Source organism: Mucilaginibacter gynuensis, from assembly GCF_039541195.1.
GTDB lineage: Bacteria > Bacteroidota > Bacteroidia > Sphingobacteriales > Sphingobacteriaceae > Mucilaginibacter > Mucilaginibacter gynuensis.
In genome coordinates this window covers 16,489-36,103 of record NZ_BAABFT010000020.1, presented here as the reverse complement: position 1 = coordinate 36,103, position 19,615 = coordinate 16,489, and the positions used below count along the sequence as shown (strand labels likewise).

At 42.8% G+C, this 19,615-nt stretch carries 25 protein-coding genes; 11 read left to right on the top strand and 14 right to left on the bottom strand.

The features are described from left to right. Positions 1–627: a response regulator gene (locus ABD894_RS24585; RefSeq protein ID WP_345213746.1), complete on the top strand. Its 627-nt coding sequence runs from the start codon at positions 1–3 to the stop codon at positions 625–627. A gap of 174 nt (positions 628–801) precedes the next feature. On the opposite strand, the gene ABD894_RS24580 is transcribed toward ABD894_RS24585, so the two are convergent. Continuing rightward, a complete protein-coding gene (locus ABD894_RS24580; RefSeq protein ID WP_345213745.1) occupies positions 802–933 on the bottom strand; it encodes a hypothetical protein in 132 nt (43 codons plus the stop codon). Positions 934–1,387: 454 nt separating this feature from the next. Between ABD894_RS24580 and ABD894_RS24575 the strand changes: the two genes are divergently transcribed. After that, positions 1,388–1,756: a VOC family protein gene (locus tag ABD894_RS24575; protein ID WP_345213744.1), complete on the top strand. Its 369-nt coding sequence runs from the start codon at positions 1,388–1,390 to the stop codon at positions 1,754–1,756. Between the two features lie 14 nt (positions 1,757–1,770). Further along, on the top strand, positions 1,771–2,637 hold the full coding sequence (locus ABD894_RS24570) for a helix-turn-helix domain-containing protein (protein WP_345213743.1): 867 nt from the start codon (positions 1,771–1,773) through the stop codon (positions 2,635–2,637). A gap of 23 nt (positions 2,638–2,660) precedes the next feature. On the opposite strand, the gene hisS is transcribed toward ABD894_RS24570, so the two are convergent. Continuing rightward, a complete protein-coding gene (gene hisS / locus ABD894_RS24565; RefSeq protein WP_345213742.1) occupies positions 2,661–4,031 on the bottom strand; it encodes a histidine--tRNA ligase in 1,371 nt (456 codons plus the stop codon). Between the two features lie 610 nt (positions 4,032–4,641). Continuing rightward, on the bottom strand, positions 4,642–5,781 hold the full coding sequence (locus ABD894_RS24560; protein WP_345213741.1) for an NAD(P)/FAD-dependent oxidoreductase: 1,140 nt from the start codon (positions 5,779–5,781) through the stop codon (positions 4,642–4,644). 58 nt (positions 5,782–5,839) lie between these two features. Between ABD894_RS24560 and ABD894_RS24555 the strand changes: the two genes are divergently transcribed. After that, positions 5,840–6,568, top strand: coding sequence for a zinc metallopeptidase (locus tag ABD894_RS24555; protein ID WP_345213740.1), 729 nt, complete (start codon positions 5,840–5,842; stop codon positions 6,566–6,568). A gap of 169 nt (positions 6,569–6,737) precedes the next feature. Here ABD894_RS24555 and apaG read toward each other — a convergent pair whose 3' ends face one another. After that, the gene (gene apaG, locus ABD894_RS24550) at positions 6,738–7,124 is read right to left on the bottom strand and encodes a Co2+/Mg2+ efflux protein ApaG (RefSeq protein ID WP_345213739.1); all 387 of its coding nucleotides are present in this window, start codon (positions 7,122–7,124) and stop codon (positions 6,738–6,740) included. A 50-nt stretch (positions 7,125–7,174) separates the two neighbouring features. Continuing rightward, positions 7,175–8,167: a tRNA dihydrouridine synthase DusB gene (gene dusB / locus ABD894_RS24545; RefSeq protein ID WP_345213738.1), complete on the bottom strand. Its 993-nt coding sequence runs from the start codon at positions 8,165–8,167 to the stop codon at positions 7,175–7,177. Positions 8,168–8,209: 42 nt separating this feature from the next. On the opposite strand from dusB, the gene ABD894_RS24540 reads away from it, so the two are divergent. From ABD894_RS24540 to ABD894_RS24525, 4 genes are read left to right on the top strand one after another with little or no spacing between them, the layout of a single operon-like run. Continuing rightward, positions 8,210–9,142, top strand: a complete 933-nt coding sequence (locus tag ABD894_RS24540) for a CPBP family intramembrane glutamic endopeptidase (protein ID WP_345213737.1) — start codon at positions 8,210–8,212, stop codon at positions 9,140–9,142. Further along, positions 9,143–9,355: a putative signal transducing protein gene (locus tag ABD894_RS24535; protein WP_345213736.1), complete on the top strand. Its 213-nt coding sequence runs from the start codon at positions 9,143–9,145 to the stop codon at positions 9,353–9,355. Further along, positions 9,352–10,155, top strand: coding sequence for a phosphatidate cytidylyltransferase (locus ABD894_RS24530; protein ID WP_345213735.1), 804 nt, complete (start codon positions 9,352–9,354; stop codon positions 10,153–10,155). Before ABD894_RS24535 ends, ABD894_RS24530 begins: the two co-directional genes overlap by 4 nt. Positions 10,156–10,182: 27 nt before the next feature. After that, on the top strand, positions 10,183–10,887 hold the full coding sequence (locus ABD894_RS24525) for a phosphatidylserine decarboxylase family protein (RefSeq protein ID WP_345213734.1): 705 nt from the start codon (positions 10,183–10,185) through the stop codon (positions 10,885–10,887). A 502-nt stretch (positions 10,888–11,389) separates the two neighbouring features. Here the strand turns inward: ABD894_RS24525 and rplS are convergent. From rplS to ABD894_RS24505, 4 genes are all read right to left on the bottom strand, one after another. Continuing rightward, on the bottom strand, positions 11,390–11,737 hold the full coding sequence (gene rplS / locus ABD894_RS24520) for a 50S ribosomal protein L19 (protein WP_345213733.1): 348 nt from the start codon (positions 11,735–11,737) through the stop codon (positions 11,390–11,392). 182 nt (positions 11,738–11,919) lie between these two features. Then, the gene (gene trmD / locus ABD894_RS24515; RefSeq protein WP_345213732.1) at positions 11,920–12,594 is read right to left on the bottom strand and encodes a tRNA (guanosine(37)-N1)-methyltransferase TrmD; all 675 of its coding nucleotides are present in this window, start codon (positions 12,592–12,594) and stop codon (positions 11,920–11,922) included. A 115-nt stretch (positions 12,595–12,709) separates the two neighbouring features. Next, positions 12,710–12,910: a helix-turn-helix transcriptional regulator gene (locus tag ABD894_RS24510; protein ID WP_345213731.1), complete on the bottom strand. Its 201-nt coding sequence runs from the start codon at positions 12,908–12,910 to the stop codon at positions 12,710–12,712. Between the two features lie 8 nt (positions 12,911–12,918). After that, positions 12,919–13,818 (bottom strand): hypothetical protein, encoded by a 900-nt coding sequence (locus ABD894_RS24505; protein ID WP_345213730.1) that lies wholly within the window; start codon positions 13,816–13,818, stop codon positions 12,919–12,921. Between the two features lie 259 nt (positions 13,819–14,077). Between ABD894_RS24505 and ABD894_RS24500 the strand changes: the two genes are divergently transcribed. Further along, entirely contained in the window at positions 14,078–14,839 is a 762-nt protein-coding gene (locus ABD894_RS24500) for a BRO-N domain-containing protein (RefSeq protein ID WP_345213729.1), read from the top strand. On the opposite strand, the gene ABD894_RS24495 is transcribed toward ABD894_RS24500, so the two are convergent. The 3 genes from ABD894_RS24495 to ABD894_RS24485 all read right to left on the bottom strand — a co-directional run bounded on the left by ABD894_RS24495 (position 14,820) and on the right by ABD894_RS24485 (position 16,277). Further along, entirely contained in the window at positions 14,820–15,068 is a 249-nt protein-coding gene (locus tag ABD894_RS24495; protein ID WP_345213728.1) for a hypothetical protein, read from the bottom strand. The genes ABD894_RS24500 and ABD894_RS24495 overlap by 20 nt on opposite strands. A 70-nt stretch (positions 15,069–15,138) precedes the next feature. Then, positions 15,139–15,663 (bottom strand): ribosome maturation factor RimM, encoded by a 525-nt coding sequence (rimM, locus tag ABD894_RS24490; protein WP_345213727.1) that lies wholly within the window; start codon positions 15,661–15,663, stop codon positions 15,139–15,141. An 86-nt stretch (positions 15,664–15,749) separates the two neighbouring features. After that, positions 15,750–16,277 carry a 30S ribosomal protein S16 gene (locus ABD894_RS24485; protein ID WP_345213726.1) on the bottom strand — a complete coding sequence of 176 codons (528 nt, stop codon included), beginning with the start codon at positions 16,275–16,277 and terminating at the stop codon, positions 15,750–15,752. Positions 16,278–16,429: 152 nt separating this feature from the next. Here ABD894_RS24485 and ABD894_RS24480 point away from each other — a divergent pair, with 152 nt between their 5' ends. Further along, positions 16,430–16,960: a 5' nucleotidase, NT5C type gene (locus ABD894_RS24480; RefSeq protein ID WP_345213725.1), complete on the top strand. Its 531-nt coding sequence runs from the start codon at positions 16,430–16,432 to the stop codon at positions 16,958–16,960. 306 nt (positions 16,961–17,266) lie between these two features. Beyond that, positions 17,267–17,458, top strand: a complete 192-nt coding sequence (locus ABD894_RS24475; protein WP_345213724.1) for a hypothetical protein — start codon at positions 17,267–17,269, stop codon at positions 17,456–17,458. Between the two features lie 216 nt (positions 17,459–17,674). On the opposite strand, the gene ABD894_RS24470 is transcribed toward ABD894_RS24475, so the two are convergent. Continuing rightward, a complete protein-coding gene (locus ABD894_RS24470) occupies positions 17,675–18,439 on the bottom strand; it encodes a hypothetical protein (protein WP_345213723.1) in 765 nt (254 codons plus the stop codon). A gap of 66 nt (positions 18,440–18,505) precedes the next feature. Further along, on the bottom strand, positions 18,506–19,513 hold the full coding sequence (locus ABD894_RS24465) for an aspartate-semialdehyde dehydrogenase (RefSeq protein WP_345213722.1): 1,008 nt from the start codon (positions 19,511–19,513) through the stop codon (positions 18,506–18,508). Positions 19,514–19,615 lie beyond the last annotated feature (102 nt).

Here is a 19,615-nt window from a genome sequence, read left to right as displayed (position 1 = left end):
ATGAGCCGCGATATAAGAGTGAGTATTATTGAGGATGACGAAACCATAAGGCAGGGCTATGCCTTTTTAATTGGTGAGGCCGATGGTTACGAGGTGGTGAGCCATTATAGCACCTACGATGATGCCGCACGCAAAATAACCGGCGATAAACCAGATGTGATCCTGCTGGATATTGAAATGCCAGGCACCAACGGCATTGAGGCTATCCCGAAGTTGAAGAAGTTACTTCCTCAATGTTTTATACTGATACTTACCGTATACGAATCGGAAAAGCAAATTTTTAACGCGCTTGAAAACGGAGCATCCGGCTATCTTACTAAAAACACACCACCATCCCGTATTATTGAATCAATAAAAGAGGTAAAGGAAGGCGGTGGACCTATGAGCATCAATATTGCCAAGCTGGTGATCAAATCGTTCCAAAAGAACCAGGAGTCGCCGCTATCCAAACGCGAAACCCAGATCCTCGAACTCATTCGCGATGGCAAGAACCGCAGCCAGATAGCCCGCGAACTCTTCATCGACCTCGAAACCGTACGCAGCCATGTAAAAAATATCTACCTAAAACTTGATGTAAATTCACGTGCCGATGCCATTAAAACAGCTAAGGAAAATAAGTTGATTTAGGAAGTATTTTAGGTTCTGCTATAATTAAAGGCAGCCTGCTCTTGGCCGCAGAGGCCCATTACTTTTGAGCCCAAAAGTAACAAAAGGCTTGTCCAGCAAAAGGCTTCTTTACCGCACAAAGCCTTGCCCTGCAAACCGAACAGAACTTAGGGCTGGAACTTTTGCCCCGCCGCGCTATTCCTCCACACATGCAACAAGTTCGCTATGCCCGCCTTTGCGCTCATAGCCACCAAAGTTCTGCCCGTTTTCGCCCGAAGCTGTTTGCTGACGGGAAGGATAACACCCATAGCGAAGAAGATCTTTCACTTCGTTCAAGATGACAGGTTAAGATGGGGTTCTCCGTGTAACTCTGTGAAAACCTTTGTGCTCTGTGTGGTTAAAAAAACTCAGCACCCTCAGCGGTAAACTAAATGTCCAAGCTTAACTAATAGCTAATACCACTCCTATATAAAAAGCTTTCCTGCCTTTAATGTTAAGAAATCATTCCATGTATTCTAAAGTTGAAAAGATTAATCGTTTTATCAATGCTAAAAAGTGCCTTTTAACGCTATTAATCGTCAATTAATCTAATTTATACCACAAAAATCCCCCTATGTGGGTGATACTATAACCCATAACTTAGTCTACCTTTGATATCAGAAGTTATTAACTGACCGTCTTTCTGCGACATCTAACCGGGAAAATTCAAGCTACTCTTATTTAAAATTTTGGTATACCCTGCGTTTTCCTGTTTTTACTAATTAGCCGGTAATAATAATGTATGAAACTAAGGTATATACCCGTACACGCGGGTAAATTTGAAGAACAGATAAGCTTTTACACTGAAAAATTAGGCTTTAAAATTGTTGACGACAAGCCTCTTTATGAGGATGGATCGTGCGTGATATTGGAAGCCGAAAATCATGATGTATTGCTTGCTGTATCAAAGCAAAATCCTGATAACAGTTTCGAAAATTGCATTGTTTTGAATACCGACGACTGCCTGAACGATCATCACCAGCTTAAAACAGCGGGTATTGAGTTTAGCCGGGAGCCGGAATATTTGCCGATTGGTTTGGTCGCCGAGTTTTTAGACCCCTGCGGTAATAAATTTTTACTTGTGGAGGAACGGGATTACACAGACTACTAACATTCTACCTTATCATGGACTACTCAAAAACCTTAAGAAACAATAACAAAATATATAGCCGCACCAGCAGCAGGCAAAATGCTATGCAATGCTCGTCTGATTTTAATATCAGGTTTGTGTTAAGCGGCAACGAAAGCTACCAGATCGGCAGGCGCAACCTGTCTATCTACCCCGATTCTTTTTTGATACTCAACAAAGGCACCCATTATGCCAGCAGTGTAGGCTCAAATGACCCGGCGCAATCGTTCTCCATTAATTTCGATCAGCAATTTTTGAACGACTTTAAGAACAGCCACGAGCAAACCGACAGGTCGTTGTTAGAGGGGCAAGGCTATTTGCAAAGACAGGAGGATGAGTTTAACGAAACCATTTATCCTTTCAAAGGCGATATCAGGTACAACATCTTTCACCTTAAAAGCAGGCTGGATAATGGCTTGCAGGATGAAATGCTGATCAACGAATACCTGCACCACTGCCTTATCAATTATTATAAAATTTATAATACCGAGGTGCTGGAGAAAGCCGGCAATCTTAACTTTTTAAACAGCAGCACCCGTGTAGAAATATTGCGCCGCCTTAACATGGCCAAAGAGTTTTTGTACACCAATTTTAACAGCAACATTAGTTTGGAAGATTTGGCGGAACATGCCTGCCTTTCGGTTAATCACCTGCTGCGCACATTTAAACAGGCTTTTAAGTTAACGCCGCACCAGTTTTTGGTACAATTGAGGTTGCAAAGGGCGCAACAGCTTTTAAAAACAACCAAGTACCCTATTAACGAGGTAGTGAGCATGGTGGGCTTTGAGTGCCCGAGTTCGTTTATACGCTTGTTCCGTACACATTATAAACTTACCCCTTTAAAATACCGGATGACCGCTTAGGGCGATCATCCGGTTGCTTTAGTTTATTGTAGCTTTTCGGTGATCTGGGCGATGTTCAGCTTTTGCTGTTCGCCGCTGTTCATATCTTTAAATGCCAGCAGGCCGCTTTCCATCTCTTCGCTGCCGATGAGGATGGTGTAGGCAATTTGTTTGCTGTTGGCATATTCCATTTGCTTTTTAATTTTGGCACCCGCAGGGTATAACTCTGCCTTTACATCTAATGCGCGGAGGCGTTGCAATAGCGGCAGGGCATATAACTCTGCATTTTTATCAAAGCAGCAGATCAGCACTTGCGTACTTTGCACAGCTTCGGTAGGGAAAAGGTTTAGTTCTTCCATTACGTCGTAAATTCTGTCGGCACCGAAAGAGATGCCTGCACCGGTTAGGTTCTTCAGTCCGAACATCCCCGTAAGGTCATCGTAACGACCACCGCCGCCGATACTCCCCATTTGTGCCTCATTGGTTTTCACCTCGAAGATAGCGCCGGTATAATAGTTCAGTCCGCGGGCCAGGGTTATATCCAGTTCCAGCGTCGCCTTTTGTAATGGAGCGATGTTGATGTAGTTTAGCACGGTTTCCAGTTCTTCACAACCTTTCAAACCGATTTCTGATGTAGCCAGGGCCTCACGTAAGCTTGTCAGCTTTTCGGTATTGGTGCCTTGCAGTAATATTACAGGCTTCAACTGCTCAATATCTGCCTCGGTAAAACCTTTGGTAAGCAACTCGGCAGTAACGCCGTCTAAACCAATTTTATCCAGTTTATCAATGGCTACAGTAAGGTCAATTATACTATCACTTTTATCTATAACCTGCGCAATGCCTGATAGTATTTTTCTATTATTGATTTTTATAGTAAAATCTTGCAGTCCCAGCTTGCTTAAAGCCTCATCATAGATCTGTATAAATTCGGCTTCGTTGAGTAATGAATCAGAACCTACCACATCTGCATCGCACTGGTAAAATTCGCGGTAGCGGCCCTTCTGCGGTCTGTCAGCACGCCATACCGGCTGCACCTGGAAACGCTTGAACGGAAAGGTAATATCGTTTTGGTGCTGCACAACGTAACGTGCAAAAGGAACGGTAAGATCGTAACGCAAGGCTTTTTCGGAGATAGAAGCTGTTAACGCGTTTGAATCATTGTCAGCAAGGGCGGCAGGATTGGCTTTTGAAAGAAAATCGCCGCTGTTCAGTATTTTAAAGATCAGCTTATCGCCCTCATCGCCATATTTACCGGTAAGGGTGCTCAGGTTTTCCATCGACGGCGTTTCTATCTGCTGATAACCATACTTGCGGAAGACCGACTTAATGGTATCAAAAATAAAATTACGCTTAGCCATTTCGGCCGGAGAAAAATCGCGGGTACCCTTTGGTACCGATGGTTTAATGGATGCCATGCGGCAAAGGTAAAAAATTGCGGGGATTTAAGGTGGATTGTATAGGTATGGTGTTAGGGTAGGTGATTATTTATTATAAATGAAAGTGTTTGATCATGGGCACTTCATCAAGCATTGCTATTGTCGTAAGGTACGAAGCGATCTTCTACTTAGGTTAGACTCGTGCTTTGATTAACAGTAGTCTGCTCTTGGGCGCAGAGCCCTATTACTTTTGAGGGCAAAAGTAACAAAACCCTTGTCCAGCAAAAGGCTTCTTTGCCGCACGAGGCCTTACCCTGCAAATCGTGCAGAACTTAGGGCTGGAACTTTTGCCCCGCCGCGCTATTCCCACCCACATGCAACAAGTTCGCTATGCCCGCCTTTACGCTCATGGCCTCCACAGTTCTGCCCGCTTTCGCCCGAAGCTGTTTGCTGACGGGAAGAAACAGTCAGAAGCTTTTTGCTGGCCATACCATATCAACTCACCTCGACTTCGCTGCACTCGTCACCCTTCTCTCCGCAAGCGGAAAGAAGAGTTTTACATATTAATTTTTCATCTTTTTCACCCTCTTTGCGCAGCAGAGAGGGTGGAAAAGCGAAGCGCAGACCGGGTGAGTCGGCTATGTAGATGCTACCCCAAAACCAACTCCGCCACCTCTTCTCCAACCAAACTCCCCATGGCTACGCCCATGCCATTGCAGCGTACGGCGCAGTAAATATTGGATGCTACTTGTTTTACAATAGGGCTTAACTCATTGCCGAAACCCATGATACCACTCCACCAGGTATCTACTTGTACTTCCTGTCCGGGTAAAATTACGTTGTTGAGATAGTGCAGCAGTTTGGCCTTTACTGCTTCGGTATGCCCCATGTTCCAGGTTTGTTCGGCGTTAAAATCGATATTGCGACCGCCGCCGAAGAGTATGCGGTTGTTGATATTGCGAAAGTAGTAATAGCCTTCATCAAAATGATAGGTGCCCTGTAATTTTAAACCCGCGATGGGCTCGGTTACCAGCACCTGCCCTCGGCCGGGCGTAACATCCAGCTCGGGGAATAATTGCGCGGCAAAAGCATTGGTGGCCAGTATCACTTTACTTGTTTTAAAATTACCCTGCGAAGTGATCAGATTGATGCCCTCGCCGGTTTGCTCAAACCGCTCGATAGCGCAATTATTCAGCACCAGCACACCTGCGTTATATACTTTTTGCAGCAGTGCGCGCATCATCTTACCGGTATCTATCTGGCCTTCACAACGGTTTACTATTATCCGGCTTACTTTATCAAACCCAAAGTCTGCAATTTTGGCATTGGCTACTGCATAAATGTCGCGTTCGCCGGTAGCTTGTTGCAATAAGTTGTTAAAGTATGTTAATTGCTCAATGCAGGTATCGGCACGTTCTGTTTCGTGCTGCATAAACAATTCGTAGCCGCCATGCTGTTGATAGTCAATATTGGCATCGCCCAGGTTTTGCCTTAACTTTTGCAAACCACGCCAGCGATAGTTTACCAGCTGCATAGCTTCACCTTCAGATGAGGCCTTTATATTGGCAATTTGCTCGGAAACAGTACCGAAACAAGCGAATCCGGCATTTTTTGTGCTTGCGCCCGATGGTAAAAAGCCCCGCTCCAGCACCAGTACATTCAGCTTTGGTTGCTGTGTTTTTAAATGCAGGGCAGCACTAAGCCCCACCAATCCGCTGCCGATGATGATCACATCGCTGTTATTGATGAAGGATGTTTGCTCCCAGTAGGAAAACGTTTGTGTGCTCAATTTGTTAATGGTATATAACGGAATACTTTTTGAATATAGGTATTTATAAAAACACAATATGAATCATACAGCACTAATAACAGGATTTATTACGTATAATTCGGCAATTTTCCTGATGATCGCGATTGCATTGATAAGCTTTATTGTGCAATGGCGATTTAAAAGTAAATTTAAACAATATGCCGAGATGGGCTTACTGTCCGGTCTTTCAGGCGCGGAGGTTGCCCAGCGGATGCTGCGCGATAACGGTATCAGCAATGTACAGGTAATATCGGTAGAAGGCCAACTTACCGACCACTACAACCCCGAGAACAGAACGGTAAATCTTAGTCCGGATGTGTATCATGGCCGCAGTATTGCCGCCGCCGCAGTGGCCGCGCACGAATGCGGGCACGCCGTACAGCATGCCAAAGCTTATGCCTGGTTAAGTTTCCGTTCGGCAATGGTACCTGCCATCAATGTGGCATCAACTTTAACACAATTTACGCTTACCATAGGCGTGTTGCTGCTGTTCTTCGCGCATAACTCGTATGTGCTGGCCATTGGCGTTGCCGCGCTGGCATTGGTAACCTTGTTCAGCTTTATAACGCTGCCGGTAGAGTTTGACGCCAGCCGCAGGGCATTGGCCTGGTTAAACAACAATTACAACGTAATGCAAACCCGCCAGGAACACGAGCAAGCCAAAGACGCCCTATGGTGGGCCGCCATGACCTATGTAGTTGCAGCACTAAGCGCATTGGCAACGTTATTATATTACGCGCAGTTCCTATTCGGCAGGAGGGATTAACCCCCCCCCCCCAGCTCCCTGAAGGGGGAGCTTTTGATTAGCATGATGGATTACAAAAAGAAGAAGCCCGGTCAATTGACCGGGCTTCTTCTTTTTATGCAGCGGATTGTCTTGTATCCTGATTCTTTACTCTTGCTTCTCTTACTCCCCCTTCAGGGAGCTGGGGGGATTAGTTCATCCTGTAAGGCGCTATCAAATAAAATTCGGGGATCTGTACGTCAAATTCCGAATTATCTAAGAGGCGCAACATTTGGTATTCGCCTTTCATGCTGCCCATATCGGTTTTTAAGTTACAACCCGATACGTATTCGTGTGAGTTGCCCGGTTCAATAATGGGTTGTACACCTACTACGCCTTCGCCCTCTACTTCGCGTTTAGCGCCGTTTGAGTCGAAGATATACCAGTGACGGCTCATTAGCTGCACGGCATAGTTACCCATATTTTCAATGTTTATCCGGTAGGCAAACATGAAGTGATCGTTTGCCGGATTGGAGTATTCCGGTTGGTATATAGTTTCAACTGAAACCTTAACACCTTCAGTTATAGTGGTAACCATGATTAAGATTATTGTTCTTTAAAATCAAATATATTATTTCCGCCCTATAATCACACCATTTCGCGCGAATATTTTACATCTATCTCACATAAAATGTCCTGTACCTCGTCAATTGTGGCGGCAGTAACCAGTTTCATCCTAAATTCTTTAAAATTCTCGATGCCTTTAAAGTAATTGGAGTAATGCCTGCGCATTTCAAATATGCCCGTTTTATGGCCTTTCCACTCTATTGATTTCTCTAAGTGGGTACGGCACACCTCAATACGTTCGGCAATGGTTGGGCCTTCCAGTTTTTCACCTGTTTTAAAGAAGTGTTTTATCTCGCGAAAGATCCAAGGGTAACCAATAGCTGCACGGCCGATCATCATACCATCCACCTCGTATTCCATACGCCAATTGGCGGCCTTTTCGGGGGAATCGATATCGCCATTACCGAAAATAGGGATCTGGATACGCGGGTTCTTTTTAATATCATGTATCAGCGACCAATCGGCTACGCCCTTGTACATTTGCGCACGGGTGCGGCCATGTATGGTAAGCGCCTTAATACCTACATCCTGCAAGCGTTCGGCTACTTCGTAAACGTTTTTGGTATTATCATCCCAACCTAAACGGGTTTTTACCGTTACTGGCAGGTGTGTAGCATCCACAACGGCTTTGGTCATGGCTACCATTTTATCAATATCCTGCAATAAACTGGCACCGGCACCGCGGCAGGCTACCTGTTTAACCGGGCAGCCATAGTTGATATCCATCAGGTCTGGATTAGCCAGTGTGGCTATTTCAGTAGCTTCGCGCATGCTGTTGATATCGCTCCCGAATATTTGTATCCCGATAGGGCGTTCATATTCAAAAACATCCAGTTTTTTACGGCTTTTGGCAGCATCACGTATCAAGCCCTCCGACGAGATGAACTCCGTATACATCATATCCGCGCCGTTCATTTTACACACATAACGGAACGGCGGATCGCTCACATCTTCCATCGGTGCAAGTAACAGCGGGAAATCCCCTAAATCAATATTTCCAATTCGTACAGACATAGCTTATCTTTAAGCCCTGCAAAAATAAGAAAAATTAAGTACATGACTGACAGGCAACACTATTACATTACGCCGCCTTTACAATTGGTATATCTTATCCTCGTTGGTTTTGCCTGTGCCGTCTTCGGCATGCTCATATCAGTGCTCATTATTAAGGTGCTATACGGCATGGATGTTTTTAGCCAGGCCATGGCAATTTCACCATCATCGCCGCCCGAAGCCATCAGCGCGCTTAAAATATTGCTTGCTATTGGCAACACGCTGTTCATCTTTTTTGTACCGGCTTTGTTTTTCGCCTACCTGGTGGTGCACGATGCCGAGGAATACCTAAAGCCCTCCATCCGTTTCCCGTGGTTGCTTATACCGCTGGTGCTGGTGATCATGTTTATATCAAGCCCTACTATGGAGTTGCTTACCAATATCAATATGCAGCTTAAGCTGCCGTCGTTTTTAAAGGGGGTGGAGAATTGGATGCGTGAATCGGAAGAAGAATCGCAGCGAATTATTGAAGTAGTGTTAAAAATGCGTGGCCCCGGCGATCTTATTTCGGGCCTTGTAATAGTAGCTTTATTGCCTGCCGTTGCCGAGGAGTTTCTGTTCCGCGGATGCCTGCAAACTATTTTTCACCGGTGGACGGGCCGCACACATTCGGCTATATGGATCACCGCTATATTGTTCAGTACGTTCCATTTGCAGTTTTTTGGCTTTTTGCCGCGTGTTTTACTGGGCGCTTTATTTGGTTATATGGTAGCCTGGAGCGGTAGTATATGGCCATCAGTTTGGGCGCATTTTATCAATAATGGCACCGCCGTTATCTGGACCTATATGTACCAGCACAAACAAATCAGCATTGATGTAAACGATGAGCACATTTTTAATTATACGGGCTATATAATTAGCCTGATTTTTCTTTTATTTTTGTTGTGGATCTATAAAAAGATTGCCATAGGCAAAAACAGGGTCGCGGAATATTAAATGGAAAAAAACTGGGTAAAGATCTTTACTTCATTCAATTTTTATCAATCAGAAATTATTAAACAGATGCTCACCGAGCATCAGATAGATACGGTATTGCTCAATAAGCAGGATTCATCTCACCGCGCTTTTGGCAATATAGAGGTTTACGTTCACCAGGAGGATTTTAGCACTGCTATAGAGATCATGATCCTCAATCAGATCAACACATGAGAGTACGCGCCATTACAGGCTTCTTTTTTATCATCGTAATGCTGGCATCGGTGTTAATTAACGCCGCCGTTTTTACAGGGTTCTATTTAATATTAAGTGCTTTTTGCCTGCACGAGTTTTACAAACTGGTTAAGCAAAGCGGCACGCAGCCCAACATAAGCGCCGGCCTTATTAACGGCGTATTCATTTTCGCGCTTTTTGCAGCGCAGGCATATTTATCGGGTTATAAGTTGTTGTTGTTATTGCCGGTAACGCTATCGGCCATTTTTATACAGGAATTGTTTAAAAAAGCCACGGCCCCCTTTAATAATATCGCTTACAGTTATTTGGGGCTCATATTTACCATTATACCGTTCACGTTTTTCCACGCGTTGGCCTTTGTGAGCGGCAGCTTTAATTTTCACCTGCCATTAGGCTTTTTGCTGTTGCTTTGGGCTAATGATACCGGTGCTTATTTGGTAGGCAGCAAACTCGGGCGGGTAAAGCTGTTTGAAAGGCATTCGCCTAAAAAAACCTGGGAGGGCTTTATCGGCGGCATACTGATCACCGCAGGTGTTGCCCTTATATTGGGCCATTACTATGGTGAATACAGCTGGAAACAATGGGTATCGGTAGGAATACTTATCAGCACATTTGGTACCATGGGCGATCTGGTTGAATCGATGTTTAAGCGCAGCATCAACGTTAAGGACAGCGGCGGCATATTGCCCGGCCATGGCGGCCTGCTCGATAGGTTCGATGGCTTATTGCTGGCGGCACCAATTGTATATGCCTACCTATACTTCATTTCAAATGCTTAGTTTTGTAAAAAATATCTATAAAAAACGATGACTTTTCATAAAGAAGGCTACACATCACTTGCTATCTGCATTCTCTTCATTTTTGTGTTGAATGCGCTTATTCAGTTCTATTTCCCGCAGGCTTACGCGTTAAAGTGGGTTATTTACATCCTGTCGTTCCTACTGTTCGCTATTATCGTGCAGTTTTTCCGCAGCCCGTCAATAACCATAGCTAAAGACGAAACACAGGTACTTTGCCCTGCCGACGGCAAGGTGGTAGTAATTGAAGAAACTGAAGAAACCGAGTATTTTAAAGATAAACGTATTCAGTTATCGGTATTTATGTCGCCCGTTAACGTGCACGTAAACCGTAACCCCATAGCTGGTGTGGTAAAGTTTTTTAAATATCACCCGGGTAAATACCTGGTAGCATGGCATCCAAAATCATCTACCGAAAATGAGCGTACTACCATCGTTATTGAAAACAACGTGGGCATACCGGTATTGTTCAGGCAAATTGCAGGCGCGTTAGCCCGCCGTATTGTATGGTATGTAAAAGAAGGCGATGTGGTTGAGCAAGGCGACCAGTTCGGCTTTATCAAGTTTGGTTCAAGGGTCGATTTGTTTTTGCCATTAGGCACCAAGATCAACGTTAATATAGGCGATGTAGTAAAAGGCGGCCGCACCGTATTAGCCGAATTACAGCCTGCTGTAAAAGCACCAAAAACGGAAGCAAAAAAGAAAACGGTATAAGTTATTGATCGGCGCTTCGCGAAGCGCTATATTGAAAGAGCGATGGGTTTATACTTGTCGCTCTTTTTTGTTAAGGTTGATGCTGTAGTGGATATACTTGTCCGGTGTTAATCAACTCACCCCGACTACGCTACGCTGGTCGGCCCTCTCTGCGCGAGCGCAAAGAGGGCGGGAATATATTGTAGTATTAGGAACGCTTTTCCGCTGCTCCTATTTTTCGCAACATTAAACGTTGTCATTTCGATGAGGAACGAAGAGAAATCTTCTTCGTCAAACAAGTCGAAGACCAGAATAGCGAAGAAGATCTCTCACTGCGTTTCGAGATGACAGATTTAACTTTGGCAAGATAATCTGAAGCTAAGACCAAATGTCTTATCTTGCCCGTCAATAGCAATCCACCTACAGATATCCCCAACCCATATTTTTAGCCAACAAAAAAACCTCTTCGGAAAAATCCGAAAAGGCTTTATGTATCGTGTTCCGCCTTAGGAGGCGGCAAAAATTAAACTCTTTTTGATTTGATACGAGCTGCTTTACCTGTAAGGGCACGCAGGTAGAATAGTTTAGCACGGCGTACTTTACCGTAGCTGTTCACTTCTACTTTATCAATGTTTGGTGAATTGATAGGGAAGATACGCTCAACACCTATACCGTTTGATACTTTACGTACGGTAAATGTTTCAGAAACACCTACGCTGTTACGTTGGATAACAACGCCCTGGTAAACCTGGATACGCTCTTTGTTACCTTCTCTGATTTTATAATATACGCTAACAGTGTCTCCGGCTTTAAACGTCGGAACTTCTTTCTTTACTACTGTTTGCTCTTCTACAAATTTTACTAAATCCATGATTTTTAGCCTTTAAAAGCGATTTTTAGCCCGTAAAAATCGGATTGCAAGTATAGAGATTTTTTTTGATAATAAAAAACCGATTTTAAAAATTTCCACAAAATATATTTTACTAACAATTTATGCTGGTTTTTACGCATTCACAGTGCTTTACAATTCAAAAAGCATACGTGGCCGGCAGGTTACTTCAGCAGATCGGGTCTGCGGGTGCGTGTACGCTCCAGCGCTTGCTCAAAACGCCATTTTTCTATTTCGGCGGCGTTGCCGCTCAATAATACATCGGGCACTTTGTGGCCGTTCCAGTCGGCCGGGCGGGTATACAAGGGCGCATCCAGCAAATCGCCTTGAAAAGAATCGCTCAGTGCAGAGGTTTCGTCGGACAGCACGCCCGGTATAAGCCTCACTACGGCATCAACCAGTACCGCGGCGGGTAGTTCACCGCCCGAAAGCACATAATCGCCTATGGACATCTCACGGGTTACATATATATCGCGGATCCGCTGATCTATTCCTTTATAATGCCCGCATAAAATGATGATGTTCTCTTTGATAGATAGCTGGTTTGCTATCTGCTGGTTAAGCGTAACCCCATCCGGCGACATAAAGATCACCTCATCATATTCGCGTTCGCTTTTCAGCTGATCAATGCAAGCCGCGAAGGGCTCGATATTCATTACCATGCCGCCGCCGCCGCCATAAGGGTAGTCGTCAACACTTTTTTGCTTGTGGGTGGAGTAGTCGCGCAGGTTATGCACGTGAATTTCGGCAATGCCTTTTTTTTGCGCACGCTGCAAAATAGAATGAGCAAACGGGCTCTCCAATAGTCCCGGCAAAACAGTAATGATATCAAAACGCATAGCGCAAAGATAGCAAAACCCCCCAACCCCCTGAAGGGGGAGTTTTTGATATGCAAAGGTTAATGCCGAATTTAATCAGGATATTCAAAAGCTCCCCCTTCAGGGGGCCGGGGGGTTAATCTTCCTCCTCCAAAATAAACACCTCCTCAACGGGTTTGCCGAATACACGGGCAATTTTGAGGGCAAGTATGGTGGAAGGCACGTATTTGTTACTCTCTATGGTATTGATGGTTTGGCGCGATACGCCTATCAGGTCGGCGAGGTCGGCCTGGGTCATGTTTTTAATGGCACGTTCAACGCGCAGCGAATTTTTCATGGGTGCGCTTATAAAATGTTCATATTGAGCTGACCGCTTTTACGGCTTGTTTCTTTTGATAAACGATATAACCTGTATTGAAACACGATTACAAATATCAGCGGAATGGTGATAAGATTAATTTCCTGTACCAACAGAAACTCAATTCCGTAACAAAAAATATTAGCCAGCAATAGAATGGCATAGTTCACATACACGGCAATTTGCATGGCGCTAAGCCTTATCGAGTTAATGTACTCATCTTCTACCCGCTCTTTAGAGTAGATCCACAGTAGGAATACGAATGGCATAAAGTAAAATAGGTACTCAAAGTAATCCCCGCGAAAAAGATCGAGCATGCCGTATAACGACGGCAGCAGCAAAGCGATGGATAATAACTTGCCTGCAACATTGTAGGGCTTGTTGGGTAAAAAGTGCAGCGGGATATCCTGATACTCGTTTTTGCTTTTATACAACAGGTAATAAAAGCGGGCGATGAATATGGCTAAGGGTAAAAAGAAATTATCGAGCGAAAACTGGAAACCCTTATTGGTAAGCACTTCTAAAAATTCCACTTTAAATGCCTCGTTAAGCAGGGCGAGCAACAGCCAGGCAGCATACAGCAGGTAGTTAGTCAATATGGCCCAGTACAAGGCGTTTAAGCGAATGCGGGCGGTAAGCTCATCCTCGCGCTTTACTTTAGAGAAGGCGATGAAGAGCAAGCCCCCTACTACCAGCGTTAGCGCCAGCTCATTGGTGAAATTTTCAAAAGCGGCCCGGTCAAGGTAGCCACGGGTACGCAGGTGAAGCTCAAAACCCGGAATGGCGTAATCACGAAAAACCACAAAGTACCCAAGGATGAAACCTGGAATGGCCATCAGGATACCTAATATCCTGAACACTGGCGGAAAAAGATAACGTGCTTTCATAATATCAAATTTGTTTTACCAAATGTAAAACAAATTTGACAAAAGTCAAGTATGCTTGACAAAATATTTTTAATCCAGATAAATAACTCATGATTAGAGTATCTAACATTTACATAATTAACACAGATGCGGTGGAACCAAGGAATAATAAAAGTTACTTTAGTGTACATTCTATTAACCATTCGCACTTACCCTATTTAAAATTTAAACGACGTTTTTAGTATATTTGATGTCACTCGTAAACCTTATTATTTATCAAATGCAATTAGCGATATTCAAGTACAAAGACGAAAACAGCAACTCGATTAATGATTTCACGACAATAGAGATTGATGGTGAACCATGGTTTATAGCGGCGGATGTTTGTGCAATGTTAGATATAAAAAATGTATCTGATGCAGTATCTTCTTTAGATGATGATGAAAAGCTGGTATCGGTTATACCGAGGGCAGGTCAGAATAGAAGTACCAACCTAGTGAATGAAAGCGGATTATACAATCTGATTTTCAGAAGCAAAAAACCGTCTGCCAAAGAATTTAGAAAATGGGTAACAAAAGAAGTTATACCCGCCATACGAAAGACAGGATCATTTGGTATAAATAGACTTGATACTCCCAATTTTGTTATACGCTTTAACGATAATTGGGACAGAACCGAACGAGGCTACTTTTCAGTAATAAGTGAGTTGTTTATCAGAATTTATGGAAAATTCGAACAAGTCGGCTATCAAATCCCCAATAAAGCTTTTGATGGAAAAGAAATCAGGCCCGACGTTAGTGTTGGCAGGCTGTTCGCTCAATATCTTCGCGACAATCATCCAAACGTATCGGATACACATAAAATGTATAGCCATCGATTTCCTAACGGGATGACCGTAGATGCGAGACAATACAAAAATGAAATATTACCAATTTTTATAAAGTTTGTCGATGAAGTTTGGATGCCCGAATGTGCAGAAAAATATTTAGGCGACAGAGATAAGTTAGCTTTACAGTATCTTCCTAAGCTACTCGGGAATTAGCAATCTTATTGATCCATTCATAAATTGCCTGTTCATAGTGTAACTCTTCATCAACACTCAACATTGCCTCATTAAAAAAGTCTTCCAATGGTAAACTATTAGCATATAGATCACCATTGAAAATTCTAATATCAAAGGAGTAATCATCAACTGTTATTACACCTTTGATATTAACCCTGTTAAATTTTTGGGCAATTTTAAATTGATTAAATCTTTCTACCAGGTTCACTATGTAAATTTATAAAATATAATACTAAACGTAAAAATTTCTTTTACCGCAAATAATATATGTAATATTTTTAATCCAGATAAATATCTAGCAAGCCTTCGGGCAAATCAACCGACACGATGCTTTTTACCACATCAATGCCCTGTATAATTTCTTCGTTCAGCGGGAAAAGCACTTCACAGCTTTTGTAGGTTACGGTAGCGATCAGCTGCTGCGGGTATTGCTGTATGTCGGTGATCTCGCCCAGTTCGCCTTCGTATATGTCTATCGCCATAAACCCTTTCAGGTCCATCAGCGTAAACTCTTCCTTTTTCTTTTTAGGCTTTAGCTTATTGGGCAGGTAAATGTCTTTTTTTACCAGTACCGATGCCTTTTCAACTGTATCCACATCTTCCAGGTAAACATAAGCGCCGTTTTTGGGGCCGTATTTTACAGAGGCAACAAAGTAGGGCACCAGCTTGCCGGCCATGTCAACAAATACGGCATTGTATTTTATGTTCTCCAACCCGTCGAAATCAACAAACAGCTGCATTTCGCCTTTAAGGCCCTTGGTTTTTAATACACTGCCTATCCTGAAACTATCTTCGATCTTCATTTCGTCAAAATAATTTGTTTAAAAATAACAATGGCGATGCCTTTGCAGGTACATCGCCATTGTTATAATACATTTTACTGAAATAATTATTCAGCGCTTTCAGCTTCCGGTTCAGCAGCAGCTTCTTCAGTAGCAGGCGCTTCTTCTTCAGCAACAGGAGCATTTTTAGCGGCAATTGCAGCAGCTCTGTCTTCTTTTTTCTTAGCTTCAGCAAGTAAAGCAGCTTTACGGGCTTCGTCTTTAGCAGATACCAAGTCAGTTTTTTTACCGGTGATCTTACCATCTTTTTGATCAAGCCATTCAGCAAATTTAGCATCGGCTTGTTCTTGAGATAAAGCACCTTTTTTAACACCGCCTTGTAAGTGTTTTTTGTATAAAACGCCTTTGTATGAAAGGATAGCACGGCAAGTATCAGTTGGCTGTGCGCCATTGTCTACCCACTCGAAAGTTTTATCAAAGTTAATGTCAATTGTAGCCGGGTTGGTGTTTGGGTTGTATGAACCTAAACGCTCAATGAAACGGCCATCACGCGGTGCACGAGAATCTGCTACCACGATGTAGTAAAAAGGTTTCCCTTTTTTACCATGTCTTTGCAATCTGATCTTAGTTGCCATGTTTTAATTTAAAATTATGTATTCAACATTGTTCCCGGAGTTTCTTTCAGCGGGGACGCAAAGGTACAAAAAATAATTATTTATAAAACACTAAGCCATAAATAATTAAATAAGTGTTTAAACTGCTTTCTAAAAGCCCTATTTTAGCCAGTATGAACAACAAACTACGCCTCGCCATTGATATGGACGAAGTAATAGCGGATACTATTGGCAAATTCATTACCCTTTACGAAGAACGCCATCAAACCAAAGTTGTGCTTGATGAAATGCACGGCAAAGAATTTAACGAAGTTTTACCCGAAGAGATACGCCATACCCTACGCCAGTATATCAACGAACCGGGCTTTTTCAGGGATATCCCTGTAATGGAAGATGCCGTTGAGGTGCTGCAGCAGCTGAACGAAAAATACGACCTCTATATCGTATCGGCCGCTATGGAATTTAAAAACTCACTGGCCGATAAACTGGAATGGCTTAACGAGCATTTCCCATTTATATCGTGGACCAACATCATCTTTTGCGGGCATAAAATTGTGAACGTAGATATTATGATTGACGACCGCCTTAAAAACTTTGTGAACTTCGAGGGCCGCAAAATACTTTTCACCTCGCCGCATAACCTGGCCATTGATGGCTACGAACGCGCCGACACCTGGAAAGATGTTGCGGGGATGCTATTGTAAGTTGTGAGTTGAGGGTTGTGAGTTGTAAGAAAATCACTTGCAAAGCTCCTGCTATTAAACTGAACGATGTGCGACAATGTTTTATTCGTGTTGCAGGTTACCATACTTGCAGCACGAATACTATATGTTGCTATGTAGATGCCGCTTCTTTTTTTAATTAAGGTGTATTAAATAATCGGGGCTGAGTTTCCTCTCCTATTTATTCAATATCCCCGCAGGGGAATGTTTAAGCTTTTTTAAGAATTAGCAAAACTTAGTGCCTTTATGCTGCTAAGCTGTACATTTGCTACATAATCAGTGGGAAAGATGAAATTTAATTCGGGCAGATTTTTATTGTACACCATATGCCTTTTTGTTACGGTAGGCGTGAGCCTTTTGATAGCCACTTTATTGGGTGTGCCGGTAAGATCGGCGTTTGTTAGTTCGTTGGGCGGCGGTGTGGTTTGTACCGGAGTTTTAATATATATGGCTAATAAAAAGCAGAAAGAAGCACAATGAAATTAAAAATATCAATACGTTATATTATACAATTTGTGTTGTATACCAGCCTATTGTTTTTAATGAATGTTTTTTTGCTGAAAACTGAAGTTAAAGACGCCTTATATTCAAGCACATTTTCAGGTATAATATTTACGGTGATTAATGCATTTTGTTTTATCCCGAAAATAAAACAGCAACAGTAAAAAGCAAAAAGAAGCACAATGATGAATGCTTCTATTTCACTTTCTCAAAATATTTTCCGGTAAATTTATAGGTAGTATATTTATTTGTCATCTTTCCATTTTCGGCGACTACAGGCAATGAAATTTGTCCTTTGTCTCCGTCAAAAACTATTTTAGGTATGCTCTTATAGTCCCTGAAAAATGTAGTGTCGTAATCGTAAGAAATAGTACTGTTCAGCCCCTTTGCGGTTTTAATGATCTTCAATTCTTTCAAAACACTATTATCTATTGTAAACATCTTAATGCCCTCATAATGATACCGTGAAGATTCTGTGCCCCAAAACACACCGATATAATATACTTTTCCATTGTTTTGAATTGAGCACAGCGCATCATAATAGGGCATAAATCCATTCTCTCCACTTTCAAATAACTTTGAATAGGTTTTACTACCAACTTTGTACTGCATCACATTGCTGAATGAGTACATTGTTCCTCCCAATTCCGTATTCCATGAGTAAATACGGAACAGTCCATTCGCTGAAGTTGCAATTTTTAACTTCTCCTTTTTTAAAGTGGTAAATGGGTAGTTTATTGTAAATGGATGTTTTTCGGTGTAACGTTTCAATTTTGTGCCAAATGTTTTATTAGCCGCAATCAAAGAATCGTATTTCACATCGCCATCCTGCTGATCCCAATAACTGATTCTTTTAAAACTTTTAAGCAAATCAGCCTCGATACTCTTGGGCGTTTGGGCAAACGTGGTAAGCGATGTAAAGCAGTACCATAAGAGCAATAATAGTTTAGGTGGTTTCATAAAACCAAATTAAACAAAAAAGGGATAACCAACCGGCTATCCCTTTCATTATAAAAATATTATTGCTTACGCCTCTACCGCCTGGCCAATCAGGTTTTTGGCAGCCAGGTATTCGGCTATTTGTACCGCGTTGGTAGCAGCGCCTTTACGCAGGTTGTCTGATACTATCCAGCAGTTCAAAGTATTGTCCTGAGTTTCATCACGACGGATACGGCCTACAAATACCTCATCTTTATCATGCGCGTCGAGCGGCATAGGGTATTTCAGGTTAGCGGTATCATCAGTAACGATAATGCCCGGCGCGTTGCTTAACAGTTCGCGTACTTCGGCCAAATCAAAATCGTTCTCAAACTCAACGTTAACCGACTCCGAGTGACCACCCATTACCGGGATACGTACTGTAGTAGCCGTAACGCGGATGCTGTCGTCGCCCATTATCTTTTTGGTTTCCAGTATCATTTTCATTTCCTCTTTGGTATAACCGTTTTCGGTAAATACATCAATTTGAGGAATAACGTTCAGGTCGATGGTGTACGGATATGCTTTAGGCCCGTCGATACCGTTACGCTCGTTAAATAACTGGTCTACCGCCTTAACGCCGGTACCTGTTACTGACTGATAAGTTGATACGACAACGCGTTTAATTTTATATTTATCGTGCAGCGGTTTTAAGGCCACTACCATTTGTATGGTTGAGCAATTAGGGTTAGCGATGATCTTGTCATCGGCTGTAAGCACATCTGCATTTACTTCGGGCACAACCAGTTTTTTGGTTGGGTCCATACGCCATGCCGATGAATTATCAACTACGGTGATACCTGCCGCCGCGAATAACGGAGCCTGTATTAATGATGTGCTGCCGCCTGCCGAAAATAAAGCAAGGTCGGGCTTCTGTTTAATCGCATCCTCAACAGAAACCACCTTATACTGCTTACCCTTAAAAGTAATTTCTTTACCAATACTTTTCTCTGAAGCTACGGGGATTAATTCTGTAACGGGGAAGTTGCGTTCTGCCAGAACCTGCAACATTTTAGTGCCCACCAAACCTGTGGCACCTACTACTGCGACTTTCATCTTTTTTAAATTTTTGTTTTTGTGAATACCCTCGTGGATGCACACGAAAGCTTCGTTTTTAATGTTTAATTATTACCTGTGTCAGTTAATAACCCCAAATAT

What these genes read in the sequence shown, in the direction of transcription:
- ABD894_RS24570 (WP_345213743.1), top strand. Translation starts at nt 1,771, where the DNA reads ATGGACTACTCAAAAACCTTAAGAAACAATAACAAAATATATAGCCGC.
- ABD894_RS24500 (WP_345213729.1), top strand. Translation starts at nt 14,078, where the DNA reads ATGCAATTAGCGATATTCAAGTACAAAGACGAAAACAGCAACTCGATT.
- rimM (WP_345213727.1), bottom strand. Translation starts at nt 15,663, where the DNA reads ATGAAGATCGAAGATAGTTTCAGGATAGGCAGTGTATTAAAAACCAAG.
- trmD (WP_345213732.1), bottom strand. Translation starts at nt 12,594, where the DNA reads ATGCGTTTTGATATCATTACTGTTTTGCCGGGACTATTGGAGAGCCCG.
- ABD894_RS24475 (WP_345213724.1), top strand. Translation starts at nt 17,267, where the DNA reads ATGAAATTTAATTCGGGCAGATTTTTATTGTACACCATATGCCTTTTT.
- ABD894_RS24525 (WP_345213734.1), top strand. Translation starts at nt 10,183, where the DNA reads ATGACTTTTCATAAAGAAGGCTACACATCACTTGCTATCTGCATTCTC.
- hisS (WP_345213742.1), bottom strand. Translation starts at nt 4,031, where the DNA reads ATGGCATCCATTAAACCATCGGTACCAAAGGGTACCCGCGATTTTTCT.
- dusB (WP_345213738.1), bottom strand. Translation starts at nt 8,167, where the DNA reads ATGTCTGTACGAATTGGAAATATTGATTTAGGGGATTTCCCGCTGTTA.
- ABD894_RS24575 (WP_345213744.1), top strand. Translation starts at nt 1,388, where the DNA reads ATGAAACTAAGGTATATACCCGTACACGCGGGTAAATTTGAAGAACAG.
- ABD894_RS24585 (WP_345213746.1), top strand. Translation starts at nt 1, where the DNA reads ATGAGCCGCGATATAAGAGTGAGTATTATTGAGGATGACGAAACCATA.
- apaG (WP_345213739.1), bottom strand. Translation starts at nt 7,124, where the DNA reads ATGGTTACCACTATAACTGAAGGTGTTAAGGTTTCAGTTGAAACTATA.
- ABD894_RS24530 (WP_345213735.1), top strand. Translation starts at nt 9,352, where the DNA reads ATGAGAGTACGCGCCATTACAGGCTTCTTTTTTATCATCGTAATGCTG.
- ABD894_RS24510 (WP_345213731.1), bottom strand. Translation starts at nt 12,910, where the DNA reads ATGAAAAATTCGCTGCGCGTTGAACGTGCCATTAAAAACATGACCCAG.
- rplS (WP_345213733.1), bottom strand. Translation starts at nt 11,737, where the DNA reads ATGGATTTAGTAAAATTTGTAGAAGAGCAAACAGTAGTAAAGAAAGAA.
- ABD894_RS24540 (WP_345213737.1), top strand. Translation starts at nt 8,210, where the DNA reads ATGACTGACAGGCAACACTATTACATTACGCCGCCTTTACAATTGGTA.
- ABD894_RS24555 (WP_345213740.1), top strand. Translation starts at nt 5,840, where the DNA reads ATGAATCATACAGCACTAATAACAGGATTTATTACGTATAATTCGGCA.
- ABD894_RS24465 (WP_345213722.1), bottom strand. Translation starts at nt 19,513, where the DNA reads ATGAAAGTCGCAGTAGTAGGTGCCACAGGTTTGGTGGGCACTAAAATG.
- ABD894_RS24480 (WP_345213725.1), top strand. Translation starts at nt 16,430, where the DNA reads ATGAACAACAAACTACGCCTCGCCATTGATATGGACGAAGTAATAGCG.
- ABD894_RS24470 (WP_345213723.1), bottom strand. Translation starts at nt 18,439, where the DNA reads ATGAAACCACCTAAACTATTATTGCTCTTATGGTACTGCTTTACATCG.
- ABD894_RS24485 (WP_345213726.1), bottom strand. Translation starts at nt 16,277, where the DNA reads ATGGCAACTAAGATCAGATTGCAAAGACATGGTAAAAAAGGGAAACCT.
- ABD894_RS24535 (WP_345213736.1), top strand. Translation starts at nt 9,143, where the DNA reads ATGGAAAAAAACTGGGTAAAGATCTTTACTTCATTCAATTTTTATCAA.
- ABD894_RS24505 (WP_345213730.1), bottom strand. Translation starts at nt 13,818, where the DNA reads ATGAAAGCACGTTATCTTTTTCCGCCAGTGTTCAGGATATTAGGTATC.